Raw genomic sequence first — 19,459 nt, 5'->3', positions numbered from 1 at the left:
ACTGGATTATGATGATTTACGCACTCTTAAATACCACTCGCACAAGAGGCGCACTTGTTTAGGCGTATAGCCCTTGCTGACCATCCTATTCACGAAATCTTCATGTTTACGGGCGTCATCATGGCTCGCCTTAGCGTTAAACGAAATAACAGGCAGTAATTCCTCGGTATTAGAGAACATCTTTTTCTCAATCACAGAGCGTAGCTTCTCATAGGATGTCCACGCTGGATTATTACCGCCATTATTAGCGCGTGCGCGCAGCACGAAATTAACGATTTCATTTCTAAAGTCCTTAGGATTAGAAATGCCAGCCGGTTTTTCAATCTTTTCTAATTCATTATTTAGGCTAGTACGATCAAAAGACTCGCCCGTATCCGCATCGCGGTATTCTTGATCCTGAATCCAGTAATCTGCCAAAGTGACATAACGATCAAAAATATTTTGACCGTATTCAGAGTAACTTTCTAAATAGGCGGTTTGAATTTCCTTGCCAATAAAATCAACATATTTCAGAGCCATAAACTCTTTTATATACGAGATATATTTTTGCTCTAGCTCTGCGGAGAATTGCTCACGCTCAACCTGCTGCTCAAGCAAATACAATAGATGCACGGGGTTGGCAGCCACTTCAGCGTGATCAAAATTAAACACTCTGGATAAGATCTTAAACGCAAATCGCGTGGATAATCCATTCATGCCCTCATCCACCCCAGCAAAATCACGATACTCTTGGATAGATTTTGCTTTTGGATCCACATCTTTTAAATTATCGCCATCATAAACCAGCATTTTAGAGAAAATACTCGAATTCTCTGGCTCTCTCAGCCGTGAAAGAATCGCAAATTGCGCCATCATTTTTAATGTACCGGGAGCACATGGCGCCTTAGAAAGCGATGAATTGAGTACCAACTTCTCGTAAATTTTCACCTCCTCACTCACCCTCAAGCAGTAAGGTACTTTCACAATATAAATGCGGTCTAAAAATGCTTCATTATTCTTATTATTTTTAAATTGCTTCCATTCAGACTCATTTGAGTGCGCTAAAACAACGCCATCAAATGGAATCGCTCCAAACCCTTCGGTACCTTTAAAATTACCCTCTTGCGTAGCGGTAAGTAATGGATGTAGCACCTTAATCGGAGCTTTAAACATTTCCACGAATTCAAGCAAACCCTGATTAGCCAAGCATAAACCACCCGAATAGCTATAAGCATCAGGATCATCTTGGGCATATTTTTCTAGTTTGCGGATATCCACCTTACCCACTAAGGCTGAAATATCTTGATTGTTTTCGTCCCCCGGTTCAGTTTTAGCAATTGCCATTTGACGCAATACAGAAGGATGGCGTTTCACCACCCTAAACTGATTAATATCACCATTGAATTCATGCAACCTTTTTACAGCCCAAGGGCTGGGAATGGTTTTTAAATAGCGGCTTGCAATACCAAACTGCTCTTGCAATAGGCCACCATCTTCATCGGCATTAAACAAGCCCAATGGTGACTCATTAACTGGCGAGCCTTTAATGCAATAAAAAGGCACGCACTCCATTAACTCTTTTAATTTTTCAGCAATCGAGCTTTTCCCCCCGCCAACAGGGCCAAGTAAATAAAGAATTTGTTTCTTTTCCTCTAAGCCTTGAGCCGCGTGGCGGAAATAGGCAACCACCTGCTCAATCACCTCCTCCATGCCATAAAACTCGCGGAAAGCGGGATAAATCCGAATCACTTTATTTTGAAAGATACGCGATAAGCCTGAATCCAACCGAGTATCAATGAGCTCTGGCTCACCAATTGCCATCAGCATGCGCTCTGCCGCGGTGGCATAAGCAACTGGATCATGTTTGCATAGCTCTAGATAGTCTCTAAGAGACATTTCTTCTTCGCGTGTGCGCTCGTAACGTGCAGCAAAATTATTAAAGACATCCATGACGCCTCTCCTCACCGTGTATGTCGTACGAGTGGCTCTGCGAATGCGGCCCCTCACTTGCAAGCAGCTCAAGCACAGGCCACTTGCTTCTTTATAGACAAGCTCATGTTGAATAATTTAATAAATTACACGTAGATTGCTAATAAATTTTATTTGCTTAGGATAAGCCATAAAAATGCGCAAAAAAAAGAGCCCCACAGGGCTCTTTTCTTACTTAGTGTTGCAAAAATGAATTAACTACTTATCTCAGGCGAGTAGACCGTGACGAGATTGCGCCCATTTTGCTTAGAAAAATACAAGGCCATATCGGCCTCTTCAATCACCTTAGGAGGTTCAATCGCACCAGAATGACATTCAGATAAGCCTAGGCTTGCTGAAATTTTAATTTTTGATTCACCAAACTGAACCGGCTGATCGCATAAAATCACACGTATCCTTTCTGCGGCAATTTCCGCCCCTGCCAGATCAGTTTGTGGCAACAGTAACATAAACTCTTCACCACCATAGCGGCCAAAAACATCGGTATCACGCAGCGTGGTCAATACGCGTGATGCCACCACGCGAAGCACTTCATCCCCCGCCAGATGGCCATAATTATCATTAACTTGTTTAAAGCGATCTAAATCAAACAAAATCACAGTAAAAAACGCCGCCTGATAACGCGACATCCGTTCTAGCTCTTGGGTGAATCGCGCATCTAAATAGCGACGATTATAAATACCTGTCAACCCATCACGATTAGAATACTCTTCCAATTTACCCATTGCTTCTTGCAATAGATTTTGGGCAATCGCATTATCAGTTACATCAAATAAATTAACCGTTACCGCATCCACTTCACCCGATTCATTTCTTACCGGCATAAAAGTGGTATTTTGCTGCATAAAATCCATACCACCGGTAATTGGCCGATTATGGGGGAATTTAAACAAATAAGGCCGCTGCTCCCATGAGGTAAAGGCAAAGTTTTTAAGCACAAATACGCTTTCAATTTTCTTGCTTAACCATTTTTGCGGTAATTCTGGGAATAATTCAAATAAATTGGCCCCAATCGCTTGCTCAGCGGATATGCCACTATGCTGAGCCATAAAGCGATTCCAAAGCAAAATCTCATGCTCTTGGTCCAGCGAAAAAATGCCGACTCCCACTTCATTAACAATAAAATCACATAATCTTTGTTGCATTAGAGGTTATCCATAAACGCATCAATGGCAAGCTGCAAACGTAGAATCGATTCTTCTGGCATCAAGATGAGCAAATGACAGGTAAAATCTCTAATTTCTAGAGTAAAGTGCAGTTCCAACAATAAAGCGTAATGCCAAGTTAAGTGCTTTGTGTTGATTAGCTGATCCACTTCAACATTCTCTGCCATAATAGTGGGGGCAGAAAACACCAATGATGCGCCCAATAAATCGGCCACGCCATTTAAACAAGCACCAACTAATACATTACCCACATCCAACAGCAATTCGCGCTCGGTCGTGCAATCAATCACACCGTCGTAACCCATTAAATCAGCTAAGTTTCTACAGCCATGCTGATCATAGACCACCATAGTCTCACCAGACAAAGAGCCATTAAATGATTGACGAATTGCCGTAGCTGCACTTTTACTGCCTATCATGTTCAGTATATTGTGACTGATTGAGCCGGCTTGAATAATACTGATACGTGGCACGGATAATTTAACAAAGGTATCTAAAATTTGGGCAAGCTGCGCACCAGCACGCCCCATCGCAATATTGGTAATTTCTTGCAGCGCATCGGCTTGGTCTTCGGTCAAAAACAATTCTTCGTTCATAAAGCGATTCCATATTCGCGCAAAATAATCTCGATATCAGAAGCTTTCACTGGTTTTTGAACAAAGGCCGCAGCCCCCAATTGCCGAACACGTTCACGAGCCTTAACCTGAATATCAGCAGAAACCACGACTACATAGCTATTCAGCCCTTCTCTTTGCAACTCCTCTAATACGGCGTACCCATCAAGCAGCGGCATGGTTAAATCTAAAAACATCACATCAGCTTTGCCTGCTCGATAAGCTGCTAGTGCTTCAATACCATTGCATACTTGCGTAATTTCAACATCCCAATTTGTAGGTAAGGCTTTTATTAGCATTTTTCTGGCCATAGCAGAATCATCAACAACCAAAATAGGGATAGGCATCTTTTTAAAAGTTCCTTCAATCAGAAACAACAACTTTAAAAACGCAATATATAATTATTTTTTATACGCAGCTTGGCGCAGCGTAAAACAAAACCCAAAAACACTTAATCGTCAATATAGATATTGGGCAATTCTGAAAGAGCCAAGAAGAATTAAACTTCCACCGAAAAAATAACGCAAATAAGGACGGCGCAATAGCGCGCGTAACGGCTCTATAAAGGCCGACATCAGCAATAAATTAGGTAGAGTACCAAGCCCAAACGCCAGCATAATTAAACCGCCATGCAAAGGACTTGCACTGGCTAAAGCATTAAGTGACGCTGTATAGACCAAACCACAGGGCAGCCAGCCCCATAACGCACCTACAATTAAAGTGTCTAACCACCGTTTAACCGGCAAATACAGCCGCATAAACGGCTGTATTTTACCCCATAATGGCCGACCTGCTTTCTCTAAATGCAGGATCAATACTGACCATCCTGCCATATACGCGCCAAGCAAAATCAGTAATAAATTCGCAGCAATAAATAGAATGCTTTTAATCCCTTGCAAAGAAAGCAAGACAGGCAAAGAACCCAGCCCCCCCACCAATATGCCAATCAGGACATAGCCTAGGATGCGCCCTAAATTAAACCCTAAATGGTAATGCCAGCGGCGTCCAGCAGGCAGCTGCAGGCTAAAAGCCGTCACCACCCCACCACACATTCCAACACAATGCCCTCCGCCTAACAGTCCAGCCAAAAACAAGGCCAAAAGATCAAATTCAAGCAATTTATATCAACTTTGAATATCGCCCCGCAGGTGCCGCATGGCGTAAATAACGATCAAATATCATCGCAATAGAGCGAACTAGAAAACGCCCCTTAGCGCTAACCACAATAGAATCATCTAACACAGAAACTAAACCATCAGCTTGATATGGCGAAAGCAGGATTAACTCCTCCGAAAAATAACTTTTAAAATCAACAAAGTAAGATAATTCCAATGGCTGATAATTCAATTCAAACTGACACATTAATGATTGAATCACGGCAGCACGCAACAAATCATCGTGAGTTACGCTTAAGCCGCGCTCAACCGGCAAGTTATTTTGATCTAAAGCAGCATAATAAGAGATTAAATCCTTTGCATTTTGTGAATAACAACGCCCCACCTTACCAATAGCCGACACACCAAACGCCATTAAATCACAATCTGCATGCGTGGAATAACCCTGAAAATTACGATGCAAAGCACCACGACGCTGCGCGATGGCCAGTGCATCATTAGGCAACGCAAAGTGATCCATGCCGATGTAAACATAACCTGCGGCAAGTAACTGATTAACACTACTTTGTAAAATATCTAGTTTACCCTCTGCCGAGGGCAACTGCCCAGCATCAATGCGCCTTTGCGGCTTAAATCGCTCGGGTAAATGGGCGTAGCTATATAGGGCAATGCGGTCAGGCAAGAGGGTCAGCACTCTTTCTATCGTTTGAAACATCGTGGTTTGGCTTTGCAGCGGCAAACCGTAAATTAAATCGATGCTTACTGATTTAAAGCCATTAGCACGGGCTGCCTCAATCACAATGCGTGTTTCTTCTTCAGATTGCACACGGTTAACCGCCTGCTGAACGGCTAAATTAAAGTCTTGAATCCCCACACTCATTCGATTAAAGCCAATTTTACCCAATAAAGCCACGGTAGCTGCATTCACTTTACGTGGGTCTATTTCTATGGAGAATTCACCATCGGGCTTTAAATCAAAATGACTACGAATTCCTTCCATTAAACGAACCAATTGTGCATCGTTTAAGAACGTGGGCGTACCACCACCAAAATGCAATTGCGATACTCGGCCACGATTTGTTAATAATGCCGCCTGTATTTTTATCTCTTTCAGGAGATAATCTAAGTATTGATCAGCCTTTTCTTGATCCTTGGTAATGACTTTATTACAAGCGCAGTAATAGCAAATCGTATTGCAAAAAGGCAGATGAAAGTACAAGGATAATGGCTTAATGGCTGTGCCTGGCTGTTGCTTAGCGACACTCTTCTCATAGCTTTGAGCATCCATTGCAACAAATCGGTCCGCAGTGGGGTAGGATGTATACCTTGGCCCCTTGCCGCTGTGCTGGCTTATTAGATCACGATCAAAGTCAAGCGATTTTAATACAGTGGCATTATTTTGATGTAGCATATTTCATCCTTATGAACGCATGTGTGCAGCTTGCCCATATTCATTTCCCATAACCTTGATCGATATCAACACAGTCGCGAGAAAATACGTGCAACTGGTGATAACGAGTACATAGATTGAATGATCCCATGACCACAACACCTCACATTCCAGTCCGCGACCTAGGCCTTAAACATCTTCGCCAAAGCTGTGTGAACTGTAGCTTGCGGGAACTATGCCTACCTATTGGGCTTTCTGCCGATGAGATGCACGAACTGGACACGCTGATCACGCAAGCCAAACCCATTAAACGGGGCGAGGCGCTGTACCGTGCAGGTGAGCCTTTCCGCTCTCTATTTGCGATTCGACTGGGTTTTTTTAAAGCCAGCGTTATTTCAGAAGACGGACGTGAGCAGGTGACTGGGTTTCATATGACAGGCGAGCTAATGGGCATGGATGCGGTCAGTGCCGACTTACATACTTGCGATGCTATTGCCTTAGAAGATAGTGAAGTGTGTGAGTTACCGTTTACCGACATGGAAGAATTAAGCCGTCGCATCCCTGTCTTACAACATCACTTTTACAAACTAATGAGCCGCGAAATTGTTCGCGACCATGGCGTCATGCTTTTACTTGGCAATATGAAAGCCGAAGAGCGTATTGCTGCGTTTTTGCTAAATTTATCCCAGCGATTTGCCATCCGTGGTTATTCTGCCAGCAGCTTTCACTTGCGCATGACCCGTGAAGAAATTGGCAGTTATTTGGGACTTAAACTTGAGACGGTGAGCCGCTCACTCTCTAAATTCCAAGAAAATGGTTTGATTAAGGTGCAAAACCGCCTGATTGAAATCATTGATGCCCCCGCACTCAAACAATTAATCAACAATTGCCAACAATAAGCCACTATACCTATGACTCCATCTGGCCCAGTCCTTTTTTTAGCTCCTGCGGCTATTTTGGAGTCTTTGCAAGCCAGGCTAAATATTTTGTCAATACCGCAGCTCATGCTGCTTCCTATTAACATGCAATCGCAAATCCCCGTATTACCGTCTGGGGGGCTACTCCTTACCGCAGGCCACGCCAATTTTGAGCATTATTTACACAGCGCTCACTGGGCCAAAACAGAAGGCTGGCAACATATTGACCTTGCCTTAGTGGGCGAGCCTCAATGCGCAGCACATTTCGGCTGGATGTTGGCCGCCAGTGGCGAGCCAACGGCTTTAGCTTACGCAACCCCCTTACTAGACGTCCTCTCCCCCACTGGGCTGGGAAATTGGCTACACGCCGGAGGGCCGGGAGCTGCAAGTTTTTTAGCCCTCTTGCAACACATCATGCTGCAGCCGATCATTAAAAGCTGGGAAATTATTTTCCCTAATGGCAAGCCATCACCTAAGGCAGATTTAGGTAAACTAGCAGAACTACAAACAACTCAATGGCAAGCCATCCATCCACTCTGCCAGCAATACCTAGCCTTCAGCCAAGGGCGGACTCACCACGCTGCACATCCACAGCAAACCCCCTTCCAGCTACCTGCACATATCGAGCCTGCCGCCACACTAGCCCAGTTTTTGATGCAATTTGCACCCAAAGGGCAGTAATAACACGCCACCCTACGGGCAAAAAACGACCCGCATCCAGCAAAAACCCACTCAATTCACCGCAAAACGCAGCAAATATCAGCCATATTCACAAGCGAACTGACAAAACGTCCGCCAGCCGCTACAATTTACGGCTTCGTAAAGTCCGCCCAAGCGCTTAAGCATGCATGTTTTCAGAAGCGTATCCGACGCGCATCTCCCCCCTACGGCAATTACCATCGGTAATTTTGATGGTCTGCACGCGGGCCATGAAGCGATGTTGTCCGAATTAAAATCGGTTGCCCGTCAGCACGGGCTAAAAACCTGCGTACTCACTTTTGAGCCGCACCCACGTGAATTTTTTACGCCAGATGCCGCGCCGGCTCGCCTCACCAGCCTGCGCGAAAAGTTAGAGCTACTAAAAAGCCGTGATATTGATTATGTCATTGTGCAGCGATTTAACCGTGTATTTTCATCGTTAAGCGCACTGGATTTTAGAGATCAAATCCTAGCAAAAGACTTAAATGCTCGGCATGTCATTGTGGGCGATGATTTTTGCTTTGGTGCCAAGCGCGCAGGTGATTTTGCCCTGCTGCAAGGCAGCCCAGATTTTAGCGCCTGTAGCTTGGCCACCGTTGCCGATCAAGGCACGCGCATTTCTTCTACCGCGGTGCGCAATGCGTTGGCAGCGGGTGATATGGATTTAGCCATGAGCTATTTAGGTCGCCCTTACTCCATTGCAGGCCGCGTAGTCGATGGTGATAAAATTGGCCGCACCTTGGGCTTTCCAACCGCCAACATTCAAATCAAACACAATCGCCCGCCTTTATTTGGCATTTTTGTGGTTGAAGTGCATGGGCTAGAAAAACCTTATCAAGGGGTAGCCAGCTTAGGCTTTAGGCCAACCATTCATGGTGGCGATGCCCACCCAAAACTAGAAGCGCATTTATTTGACTTTAAACGTCAGATTTATCGCCAACACCTGCGTGTAGACTTCCTGCATAAATTGCGCGATGAAGAAAAATACATCGACTTGCCCACCCTAGTGAAGCAAATCGAAAAAGACTGCCAGAATGCCCGCGACTGGTTCGCACAGCAAAGCCAATAAGCTCATCAAAACAACTTTGAAATACATACAAACAATTGAGAGATAACCATGTCAGACAAACCAGCCAATAAATACCCAGTTAACTTACTCGACACGCCATTTCCTATGCGTGGCGATTTGGCCAAGCGCGAACCGGGCTTTTTAAAAGACTGGCAAGACAACAAGCTATACCAAGCAATTCGGGCCAAAGCCAAAGAGCAAAACCGCCCTAAATTTATTCTGCACGATGGCCCGCCTTACGCTAACGGCGACATTCATATTGGTCATGCGGTTAATAAAGTTTTAAAAGACATCATCATCAAGGCCAAGACTTTAGATGGCTTTGACGCGCCTTATGTTCCGGGCTGGGATTGTCACGGTTTACCGATTGAGCATCAAATCGAAAAAATCGTTAAATTTGATAAGCCAGCGCTGGCGGCCAACCCTAGTATTTTTGCGCGCGTGCAAGACTACCGCAAAGCCAACGGCCTCGATCCAAAAGAAACTCGCCTACCCGCTGCGTTTACCCGCGAATTGTGCCGTGAATATGCCGCCACCCAGATTGAACGCCAAAAAGCCGACTTTATCCGCTTGGGTGTGCTGGGCGACTGGAACAATCCCTACCTGACCATGAATTTCAAAACCGAGGCCGATATCGTTCGCACCTTAGGCAAGGTCCACGCCAACGGTTATCTGCTGCGCGGCCAAAAGCCTGTGCATTGGTGCGTAGACTGTGCATCAGCACTGGCCGAAGCCGAAGTAGAATACGAAGATAAAATATCGCCAGCGATCGACGTCGGCTTTCGCGTCATCGACAGTGCGGCCTTATCCAAGGCATTCGGTGGTGTAAACATTGGTGACGCACCTGCTTTTGCCCTGATCTGGACCACCACCCCTTGGACGCTCCCTGCCAACCAAGCCGTATCGGTTCATCCTGATTTTATTTACGATTTGATCGCCACGCCCAAAGGCCTGCTGATCTTAGCGCGTGATTTGGCTGAGACCACCATCAAGCGCTATGACATCGAAACCAGCGAAGTCATAGCTCAAGCCAAAGGCTCAGCGCTTGAATTTTTACAATTACAGCACCCATTTCTAGACCGTGTTGTGCCCATTATCTGCGGCGACCATGTCACTACCGAAGCGGGTACTGGCCTTGTACACACCGCACCTGCCCATGGCTTAGAAGACTATATAGTCGGCACAAAATATAAGCTTGCTACCGACAATCCAGTTGGTAATGATGGCCGTTTTTATAGCAATATCGAATTACTGGGTGGCAAAAGCGTTTGGGAAGCCAACCCAATGGTGCTGGCTATTTTAGCAGAGCGCGGTGCGCTATTTGCCAGCAAAAAACTAGAACACAGCTACCCGCATTGCTGGCGTCACAAAACCCCGATTATTTTCCGCGCCACCAGCCAGTGGTTTATCGGCATGGAAACCGCAGGCAATAACGGCCAAACGCTGCGCGCCCAAGCCAATACCGCCGTGGATTCCACCGAATTCTTCCCTGCTTGGGGCCGTGCGCGCTTAGAATCCATGATTAAAAACCGCCCAGACTGGTGCGTATCGCGCCAACGCAACTGGGGCGTGCCGATGACTTTCTTTGTGCACAAAGAAACCGGCGAGCTGCATCCAAACTCTGGCGAGCTACTTGAAATCGTTGCCAAACGCATTGAGTTAGAAGGGATCGAAGCATGGTTTAAACTCGACGCAGAAGAATTGCTCGGCAAAGACGCGGTTTACTACGACAAGCTAAAAGACACCCTAGATGTATGGTTTGACTCTGGCTCCACTCACTACGCCGTACTCAAGCAAAGAGAAGAGCTGACTTGGCCTGCCGATCTGTATTTGGAAGGCTCAGACCAACACCGCGGCTGGTTCCAATCCTCTTTGCTCACAGGCTGCGCCACCGAAGGCCGCGCACCTTACAAACAATTGCTAACCCACGGGTTTGTGGTGGATGGCAAGGGCATGAAGATGTCCAAATCCAAGGGCAATGTAATTGCACCGCAAACCGTAATTAACCAGCTGGGTGCGGATATGTTGCGCCTATGGGCTGCTTCTACCGATTACTCGGGCGAACTCACCATTTCTGATGAAATCTTGAAACGCACCGCTGACTCCTACCGCCGTATCCGTAACACACTGCGCTTTTTGCTGGCAAACATCTCTGACTTTGATGCAGGCCACGTCTTGCCTGCGGATGAGTTATTACAACTTGATCGCTACGCACTGGTTGAACTGGCTGCATTCCAGCAAAAAATCACCGCGCTTTACAACAAGTACGAGTTCCACCTAGCCGTGCAAGAAATCCATGCCTATTGCTCAGAAGGCTTAGGTTCTTTCTACTTAGATATCATCAAAGACCGCCTCTACACCATGACAGCGGATAGCCAAGGCCGTCGCTCCGCACAAACTGCGCTATGGCATATCAGCCAAACCTTGGTACGTCTACTTGCGCCAATTCTTTCTTTTACCGCTCACGAAGCTTGGAGCGCGCTCAAAAACGATGAAAGCGTATTCTTATCTACATGGCACAACGTGCCTAAGGTGAGCGATGCTGCCACACTGGAAGCACGCTTTGCTCTAGTGCGCGAAGTTCGTGCTAGCGCGCAAAAAGAAATCGAGCTGCAACGTGCAGATGGCAAGCTAGGCTCCAGCCTGCAAGCCGAAGTAGACATCACCGCTGAGGGAGAAACATTTGCGGCCCTTGCCGCCTTGGATGACGAGCTGAAATTTGTACTCATCACATCCCAAGCCCGCCTTAAAGCAGGGGATGCTACACAAATCAGCGTAAGCGCCTCTACCGAGGCCAAGTGCGAGCGTTGCTGGCACTACACCGCCAGCGTAGGTACGCACAGCGAGCATCCAACGCTATGCAGCCGCTGCAATAGCAACCTGCATTCCACTGGTGAGGCGCGTGCTCATGCTTAACCGTGGCCTAGCGCGTTGGCTAGGGCTGGCACTTTTGGTGCTAGTGCTAGATCAAGCAAGCAAACATGCGATTGAGGCGACGTTTCAATTTGGGGAACAACTCGCCTTAATCCCTGGCTTTTTCAACCTAACATTGGCCTACAATCCAGGTGCAGCGTTTAGCTTTTTAGCCGATGCCGGTGGCTGGCAGCGCTATTTCTTCACTACTCTGGCACTAGGTGTATCGCTATTTATTGTGTTTTTGCTCAAAAAACACCACGCAGAAACACGCTATGCTCTGGCTCTAGCACTGATTTTAGGTGGCGCACTAGGCAATGCGATTGATCGCATGCTCTTAGGCCATGTGATCGACTTTATTCAGATCCATTACCAGCAGCGCTGGTACTACCCTGCATTTAATATTGCGGACTCTGCCATCTGTATCGGTGCAGTACTTATGGTAATCGATTCCTTCCGCGGTCAAGCTAAATCGGAGAAAGTGGCATGATGCAGCGATTCAACAAACTTGCGGCCTCCGAAATAAATATCGGCGCAGCCCTTATGATGAATGACACCTTCCGCGGTGAAGCTAAATCGGAGAAAGTGGCATGAAAATGCAAATTGTTTTAGCAACGCCCCGTGGCTTTTGTGCGGGCGTTGACCGTGCCATTGCCATTGTTGAAAAAGCCCTCGAAAAATTTGGCGCGCCGATCTATGTGCGTCACGAAGTCGTACACAATAAATTTGTAATTGAAGACCTCAAACTCAAAGGCGCCATCTTTGTTGAAGATTTGGCCGATGTACCTGCGGGTAATACACTAATTTTCTCTGCCCACGGCGTATCCCAAGCCGTGCGTGCAGAGGCGGCAGAGCGTGGCTTAACTATTTTTGACGCCACTTGCCCATTGGTTACCAAAGTTCACCTTGAAGTAAAACGCCTACGTGAACAAGGCTTTGAGATCATCATGATCGGCCATAAAGGCCACCCAGAAGTAGAAGGCACCATGGGCCAAGCCCAAGGCGGTATGTATTTGGTCGAAGAAACCAATGACGTGGCCACCTTGCAAGTTGCCAGCGACAAGCTGGCTTACGTGACCCAAACCACATTATCGGTTGATGATGCGCAAGTGGTAATTGAAGCATTACGAGCCCGCTTCCCTAATATTGTCGGCCCTAAGAAAGACGACATCTGCTACGCCACCCAAAATCGTCAAGATGCAGTAAAGCATTTAGCAAAAGAAGTCGATGTAGTGGTGGTAGTGGGTTCGCCAAATAGCTCCAACTCTAACCGCCTGCGTGAAGTAGCTGCCAACCTAGGGATTAACTCCTACATGGTAGATAACGCGAGTGAGCTAAAAGCCGAGTGGTTTATTGGCAAAAAAAATGTCGGCGTCACGGCAGGCGCTTCTGCTCCCGATATTTTAGTAAGGCAAGTGATCACCCAAGTAGAGCACTTTGGTGCAGCCTCGATACGTCAAATGGATGGCATTGAAGAAAATGTAATTTTCTCGCTCCCAAAGGGCTTGGCGTAAGTGTTTATGTAACCGGCACCATAGCAGGCCGTTTAAGCCAAACGGCCTGCTTATTCAACTTTAAGCCACCGTATCAAGCCCCTCCTTTCGGCCAACTCAGCTTATGACTTCTCCCCGCAGCAACTGCTTTCATTGTGGCGAGCCACTTTCGGCAACCGACCTCTTCCCGATTATGTATAAGCAAATCGAGCAAGCCACCTGCTGCGCGGGCTGCCAAGCAGTGGCTACAACCATTATTCAAAGTGGCTTAGACAGTTATTACGCCGAACGGAATCGCCCAGCAGACCGAGCCCAACCTCTTCCGGATGAAATCCTTGCCCAGATTAATCTCTATAACGACAGCAGTCTGCAAGCCAGCTTTGTACTTAATATTGACAGCGACATCCGTGAAGCCTCGCTGATTCTAGAAGGCATTAGCTGCTCCGCCTGTATTTGGCTTAATGAGCGGCATATTCGCAAGCTTCCTGGTGTATTGTCGGCCAGCATCAATTACAGCACTCACCGCGCCCGTGTACGCTGGGATGAGCGCGTCATTCAGCTCTCTACTATCTTACAGGCGATTGCTGCCATTGGTTATCGAGCCCAGCCTTACGACCAAGCAAAACAAGAAGCAGGCTGGCAAAAGCAGCGTAAAAGCGCCTTACTGCGGTTATGGATAGCGGGCCTATCCATGATGCAAGTCATGATGTTTTCTGTGCCGATTTACATGTCTAAAGCCGGTGAAATCGCCCCAGAATGGCTGCATCTTATGCACTGGGCCAGCCTAATCCTTACCCTACCGGTAGTACTCTATTCAGCGGTGCCTTTTTATGTTTCAAGCTGGCGAGATTTAAAACGCCATCGCACTGGCATGGATTTGCCTGTTGCCATTGGCGTGCTCGCCGCCTTTATTGCCAGCTGTTACACACTGCTTACTGGGCATGGCGAAGTTTATTTTGACTCGGTATCAATGTTTGTATTTTTACTGCTTACCGGGCGCTACCTAGAAATGGCTGCACGCCGTAAAGCAGGCGCGGCAACAGAACAACTGGTCAAACTTATCCCCGCCTTCGCACATAAACTGGACGGGCAAGGAACGATAGAAGTTACCGTTAACAGTTTAAAAGTGGGCGAAAAAATCTTAGTTAAATCTGGCGAAACCATTCCCGTAGACGGAATTGTTCGCCAAGGCGAGGGCGCTGTGAGCGAGGCGCTACTGACGGGCGAAAGCCTTGCCATCCCCAAATCTACCGGCATGTATGTCACAGGGGCACGCTTAATTTAGCCGCCCCACTCCATATCGAAGTCAGCCAAATTGGGGAAAACACCCGCCTAGCGGCCATTGTGCGTTTACTCGATCAAGCTCTTGCGCAAAAACCACGCCTCGCTCTGCTTGCCGAGCAGGTAGCGGGTTGGTTTACTGCAGCACTATTAATCACGGCTGCTTTAGCATGGTTGTATTGGAATCAGCACGACCCCATTCACGCACTGCCGATTATGGTCTCGGTGCTGGTGATCTCCTGTCCCTGCGCCCTCGCCCTTGCCACCCCTGTTGCGCTTACTGCCACGATGGGGCATTTAGCCCAACTGGGGCTAATGGTGGCCAATAGCCCCGCCTTAGAAGCACTAGCCAAAATCACTGATGTAATGCTCGATAAAACGGGCACCCTTACCCATGGCGAACCACGCATCCAACAATACATCGCTAGTCACAAAAATGAAGCGGCAGCACGCCAAATTGCTGCCTCGCTAGAGGCCAGCTCGGCACACCCCCTAGCCCGTGCCTTTACTCAGCCGGATGTTACATTGGCTCAAGAAATTAAAACCCACCCAGGTGGCGGTTTGAGTGGGATAGTCAATGGCGAGCTGTATTACATCGGCCATCCAGATTTTGTAAACAGCCAGTGTGGGGTGCCAATGCCAGAATCCATCCGTAACGCAGAAGGAAGCTCAGTTGCGCTAGCAAGCGAAAGGGAATGGTTAGGTGCTTTCATTGTGGCAGACACCTTACGTGCTGACGCAGCCTCATCCGTAGCGGCCTTACACACTGCGGGCTTACGCTTGCACCTTGTATCGGGTGATAACAACGCTACCGTACAAGCTTTAGCTTTAAACATGCATATTGAAAACGCTGCGGGCAGAGCAACGCCAGCAGATAAGTTGGCCTACATCAATGCGCTCCAACAACAGGGCCGCCGAGTATTGATGATTGGGGATGGCGTGAACGATGCACCCGTCTTAGCGCAAGCCGATGTATCGATGGCGATGGGAGCAGGGGTAGATGTGGCTCATGCCGCTGGCGATATGGTGCTACTCAACAATCAGCTAGATCGGCTCCCCAAAGCGCTGGCCCTGGCAAAAAAAACCCGTAGTATTATTCGCCAAAATTTAGCCTGGGCCCTTATTTATAACCTAGCCGCTTTGCCATTAGCCGTCTGCGGCCTGATTACACCTTGGATTGCTAGCCTAGGCATGGCCAGCAGCTCACTATTGGTCGTGCTTAATGCCTTGCGACTTAAAGGAAAAAGCTAAATGGAAAGCCTTTATTTGCTGATTCCTCTTTCCGTCTTGCTGGTTTTTTTAATTGGAATTCTTTTTTGGTGGTCGCTCAGAGGAGGGCAATTTGATGATATGGAGGGGCCTGGCTGGCAGATTTTGCAAGATGATGACAGCATGCACGCAGAGAAAGTTCCACTGACGAAAGAAAAAACAAGGAATTTAAGCCCGACGAAGTGTAAAATACCGCGATCTGATGAAAGGCATTGATGTTCGTCAAGAAGACCGCTGGCTGAAGCAGCTAAAGTTCAGCTGGCATAATTACATAAGAAATATTCACGACTAGCACAAAACTCGTTTTTTCCTTACAACCAGTTAAATGCAGACAGGTCGTACATTTTTCAAGTCAAAAATTCAAAGTCCAAGCTGTTGGAGATCAATCGGAGCTCGCATGGAACACCAAGGTACATACAACTACAAAGTGGTGCGGCAATTTGCCATCATGACAGTCATTTGGGGGATTGTCGGGATGCTGGTTGGCGTGATCATCGCTGCCCAGATGTATTGGCCAGAACTTAATTTTGGCCCTTACTTTCATTTTGGCCGCTTACGCCCACTGCATACTAACGCGGTTATTTTTGCGTTTGGCGGCTGCGGTTTATTTGCAACATCCTATTACGTGGTTCAGCGCACCTGTAATGTGCGTTTGATCTCCGACAAGCTCGCAGCCTTTCACTTTTGGGGCTGGCAACTGGTTATCGTACTTGCTGCGATTACTTTGCCTATGGGTTACACCCGAGGCAAAGAATATGCAGAGCTAGAATGGCCAATCACTTGGCTCATCACCGTGATTTGGGTGGCTTACGCGATTGTGTTCTTTGGCACGATTGCTAAGCGCAAAGTGAAGCACATCTACGTTGCCAACTGGTTTTATGGCGGATTTATTTTGGCGGTGGCGCTATTGCACATCGTTAATGGCTTAGCGATCCCTGTTTCAGCGACCAAGTCATACTCCGTTTATTCCGGCGCTGTGGATGCGATGGTGCAATGGTGGTATGGACATAATGCGGTGGGCTTCTTCTTAACCGCTGGCTTTTTGGGCATGATGTACTACTTTGTGCCAAAGCAAGCTGGGCGTCCGGTTTATTCCTATCGCCTATCCGTAGTGCACTTTTGGGCGCTCACGTTCACTTATATGTGGGCGGGTCCGCACCATTTACATTACACCGCGCTACCTGATTGGACTCAATCTCTAGGTATGGTGTTCTCCTTGATTCTACTGGCGCCAAGCTGGGGCGGTATGATTAACGGGATTATGACGCTATCAGGCGCATGGCATAAATTGCGTACCGATCCAATTCTAAAATTCCTAGTTACCGCGCTATCGTTTTACGGCATGTCTACTTTTGAAGGCCCAATGATGGCCATCAAAACCGTTAACGCCCTAAGCCACTACACCGATTGGACAATTGGTCACGTACACTCCGGCGCTTTAGGCTGGGTGGCGATGATTACCATCGGCTCAATTTACTACCTCATCCCTCGCCTGTTTAACAAAGAAGAAATGTATTCGGTAAAACTGATCGATACCCACTTCTGGATTGCAACGATTGGCGTGGTGTTGTACATCTCATCCATGTGGATTGCCGGTGTAACGCAGGGCTTGATGTGGCGTGCAGTAAATACTGACGGCACTTTAACTTATGCATTTATTGACTCAGTTAAAGCATCGTATCCGTATTACTTTATCCGCTTCTTGGGTGGTCTGTGCTTCTTGTCGGGCATGCTATTGATGCTTTACAACGTACTGCGCACCGCTTTTTCTGGCCAAGCTGTCGATGCCAAAATTCCGGCTATCGCTCAACACGCCTGATCAAGAGGAGATAAATCATGAAAAATTTTATGAACCAACTGCAAGCAAAGGTCGAACAAAACGTCGCCTACTTAATCATTCTGACGTTGTTGACTTTAAGCATCGCCATGCTGGTAGAAATTCTACCGCTCATGTTTAGCAACTCCACCACCAAGCCTATCGAAGGGGTGAAGCCTTACACCGCTTTAGCCCTAGCTGGGCGCGATATTTTTGTGCGCGAAGGTTGCTATAACTGCCACTCTCAAATGATTCGCCCTTTCCGTGCCGAAACTGAGCGCTATGGCCATTACTCTGTAGCGGGTGAATCGGTCTACGATCGTCCGTTCCAATGGGGTTCAAAGCGCACAGGACCAGATTTAGCCCGTGTAGGTGCGCGTTACTCTGATGAATGGCATCGTGCTCACTTGATGAACCCACGTGATGTAGTGCCAGAGTCAAACATGCCTGCTTTCCCTTGGTTAGCAGCTAACAAAGTCGACTCTGCCGCTCTACCCGCCAAAATGACTGCCCTGCGTAAACTTGGCGATCCATATTCTGATGCTGATATCAAAGGCTCTGTAGCCGCGACTGAAGGCAAAACAGAAATGGAAGCTGTGATTTTCTACCTACAAGGCTTGGGTCTTGCACTCAAAAACAAGAGGTAATTCATCGTGGAAATATTAAACGATCTACGTGTACTTTCTACCGTAGCCAGTTTTATCTGCTTTGTTGGCATCATGATTTGGGCCTGCGGCAAAAACAGCAAAGCATCCTTTGATGAAGCGGCCAACCAGCCGATTCTTGATGATGATCTGCCCTCATCAAACAAGACCTCCTGATTTCTAGAGGATATAAAAAATGACAGATTTTCAAAGTATCTTTTGGAATTATTGGATCGCGATCATTGTGATCGGCGGTATTGTGGCAATGACTTTGCTTTTAATGAGTCAAGGCGTTGTTAAGCTTAAAAAAGGTGAAAATGCCGATGTAACTGGCCACAAATGGGATGGGGATTTAGAGGAATTCAACAACCCACTCCCTGGCTGGTGGGTCATGATGTTCTACATGACCATTGTTTTTGGCGCGGTCTATCTTGTGCTCTACCCTGGCATTTGGGGTGGTGCATGGAAATGGACTTCAAGCAATCAGTACGGCAAAGAAGTGGTGCAAGCCAACTCTAAATACCAAGGCTTATACGATAAGTATTCCCAAATGCCGATTGCAACCGTAGCCCAGAACCAAGAAGCCAGAGACATGGGCAAGCGCTTATACCTGACTTACTGCATCCAGTGTCACGGTGCAGATGCACAAGGAGCTAAGGGCTTTCCTAATTTGACTGACGGCGACTGGCTCTATGGTGGCTCCCCAGAGAAAATCTTGGAAACCATTGCAAATGGCCGTCACGGGCAAATGCCTGCATTTGGTGCCGTTTTTGGTGAAGAGAAAGTAAAAGACACGGCCAATTACGTCTTACAGCTTTCAGGCCAGCCACGCAATGAACTACGGGCAAGCCGTGGGGCAGAGACTTTCAAACAAGTCTGTGTGGCATGTCATGGCGTAGAAGGCAAAGGCAATCAAGACCTAGGTGCGCCTAATCTGACCGATAAAAATTGGCTGTACGGCGGCTCTGAAGCCACAATCATTGAAACGATTACCAATGGTCGTAGCAATGTGATGCCCGCATGGAAAGAGTTCCTTGGCGATGCCAAAGTGCATTTATTAGCAGGCTATGTCTACGGTCTTTCTAATAATAAGCAAGCTAAGTAA

General features: G+C 47.2%; 17 protein-coding genes and 1 pseudogene. 12 read left to right on the top strand and 6 right to left on the bottom strand.

Translation table 11 applies throughout. The features are described 5' to 3' along the window. Positions 1–6 precede the first annotated feature (6 nt). From C1H71_RS17350 to hemN, 6 genes are all read right to left on the bottom strand, one after another. Positions 7–1,929: a PrkA family serine protein kinase gene (locus C1H71_RS17350; RefSeq protein ID WP_130107678.1), complete on the bottom strand. Its 1,923-nt coding sequence runs from the start codon at positions 1,927–1,929 to the stop codon at positions 7–9. Between the two features lie 233 nt (positions 1,930–2,162). Next, positions 2,163–3,113 carry a GGDEF domain-containing protein gene (locus C1H71_RS17345; RefSeq protein ID WP_130107677.1) on the bottom strand — a complete coding sequence of 317 codons (951 nt, stop codon included), beginning with the start codon at positions 3,111–3,113 and terminating at the stop codon, positions 2,163–2,165. After that, positions 3,113–3,730: a chemotaxis protein CheC gene (locus tag C1H71_RS17340; RefSeq protein WP_130107676.1), complete on the bottom strand. Its 618-nt coding sequence runs from the start codon at positions 3,728–3,730 to the stop codon at positions 3,113–3,115. The genes C1H71_RS17345 and C1H71_RS17340 overlap by 1 nt, the downstream gene beginning before the upstream one ends. Further along, the gene (locus tag C1H71_RS17335; RefSeq protein WP_130107675.1) at positions 3,727–4,095 is read right to left on the bottom strand and encodes a response regulator; all 369 of its coding nucleotides are present in this window, start codon (positions 4,093–4,095) and stop codon (positions 3,727–3,729) included. The genes C1H71_RS17340 and C1H71_RS17335 overlap by 4 nt, the downstream gene beginning before the upstream one ends. Before the next feature lie 111 nt (positions 4,096–4,206). After that, positions 4,207–4,836, bottom strand: a complete 630-nt coding sequence (locus C1H71_RS17330) for a sulfite exporter TauE/SafE family protein (protein WP_262488319.1) — start codon at positions 4,834–4,836, stop codon at positions 4,207–4,209. Between the two features lie 31 nt (positions 4,837–4,867). Next, entirely contained in the window at positions 4,868–6,274 is a 1,407-nt protein-coding gene (hemN, locus tag C1H71_RS17325) for an oxygen-independent coproporphyrinogen III oxidase (RefSeq protein WP_130107673.1), read from the bottom strand. A gap of 128 nt (positions 6,275–6,402) precedes the next feature. Here hemN and fnr point away from each other — a divergent pair, with 128 nt between their 5' ends. The 12 genes and pseudogenes from fnr (at position 6,403) to ccoP (ending at position 19,459) form a co-directional block, all read left to right on the top strand. Next, positions 6,403–7,152, top strand: a complete 750-nt coding sequence (gene fnr, locus C1H71_RS17320; protein WP_130107672.1) for a fumarate/nitrate reduction transcriptional regulator Fnr — start codon at positions 6,403–6,405, stop codon at positions 7,150–7,152. Positions 7,153–7,257: 105 nt separating this feature from the next. Further along, complete coding sequence (locus C1H71_RS17315) at positions 7,258–7,851, top strand: hypothetical protein (RefSeq protein WP_130107671.1); 594 nt, start codon at positions 7,258–7,260, stop codon at positions 7,849–7,851. Between the two features lie 163 nt (positions 7,852–8,014). Then, the gene (locus tag C1H71_RS17310; RefSeq protein WP_130107670.1) at positions 8,015–8,938 is read left to right on the top strand and encodes a bifunctional riboflavin kinase/FAD synthetase; all 924 of its coding nucleotides are present in this window, start codon (positions 8,015–8,017) and stop codon (positions 8,936–8,938) included. A gap of 48 nt (positions 8,939–8,986) precedes the next feature. After that, the gene (ileS, locus tag C1H71_RS17305; protein ID WP_130107669.1) at positions 8,987–11,854 is read left to right on the top strand and encodes an isoleucine--tRNA ligase; all 2,868 of its coding nucleotides are present in this window, start codon (positions 8,987–8,989) and stop codon (positions 11,852–11,854) included. Continuing rightward, positions 11,847–12,341 (top strand): signal peptidase II, encoded by a 495-nt coding sequence (lspA, locus tag C1H71_RS17300; protein ID WP_130107668.1) that lies wholly within the window; start codon positions 11,847–11,849, stop codon positions 12,339–12,341. Before ileS ends, lspA begins: the two co-directional genes overlap by 8 nt. Positions 12,342–12,441: 100 nt before the next feature. Continuing rightward, positions 12,442–13,365, top strand: coding sequence for a 4-hydroxy-3-methylbut-2-enyl diphosphate reductase (gene ispH / locus C1H71_RS17295; protein WP_223145912.1), 924 nt, complete (start codon positions 12,442–12,444; stop codon positions 13,363–13,365). Positions 13,366–13,468: 103 nt separating this feature from the next. Beyond that, positions 13,469–15,876, top strand: a pseudogene (locus C1H71_RS22025) (heavy metal translocating P-type ATPase). Beyond that, positions 15,877–16,110 (top strand): cbb3-type cytochrome oxidase assembly protein CcoS, encoded by a 234-nt coding sequence (gene ccoS / locus C1H71_RS17285; protein ID WP_130107667.1) that lies wholly within the window; start codon positions 15,877–15,879, stop codon positions 16,108–16,110. Positions 16,111–16,291: 181 nt separating this feature from the next. Beyond that, positions 16,292–17,713, top strand: coding sequence for a cytochrome-c oxidase, cbb3-type subunit I (gene ccoN / locus C1H71_RS17280; protein WP_130107666.1), 1,422 nt, complete (start codon positions 16,292–16,294; stop codon positions 17,711–17,713). Between the two features lie 29 nt (positions 17,714–17,742). Next, positions 17,743–18,357 (top strand): cytochrome-c oxidase, cbb3-type subunit II, encoded by a 615-nt coding sequence (gene ccoO, locus C1H71_RS17275; protein ID WP_130108275.1) that lies wholly within the window; start codon positions 17,743–17,745, stop codon positions 18,355–18,357. A 6-nt stretch (positions 18,358–18,363) separates the two neighbouring features. Continuing rightward, complete coding sequence (locus C1H71_RS17270) at positions 18,364–18,531, top strand: cbb3-type cytochrome oxidase subunit 3 (protein WP_223145911.1); 168 nt, start codon at positions 18,364–18,366, stop codon at positions 18,529–18,531. A 19-nt stretch (positions 18,532–18,550) separates the two neighbouring features. Further along, positions 18,551–19,459 carry a cytochrome-c oxidase, cbb3-type subunit III gene (ccoP, locus tag C1H71_RS17265; RefSeq protein WP_130107665.1) on the top strand — a complete coding sequence of 303 codons (909 nt, stop codon included), beginning with the start codon at positions 18,551–18,553 and terminating at the stop codon, positions 19,457–19,459.

It is taken from the genome of Iodobacter fluviatilis (assembly GCF_004194535.1).
Lineage (GTDB): Bacteria > Pseudomonadota > Gammaproteobacteria > Burkholderiales > Chitinibacteraceae > Iodobacter > Iodobacter fluviatilis_A.
The sequence above is the reverse complement of the archived record's forward strand: the minus strand, read 5'-3'. Positions and strand labels throughout refer to the sequence as shown.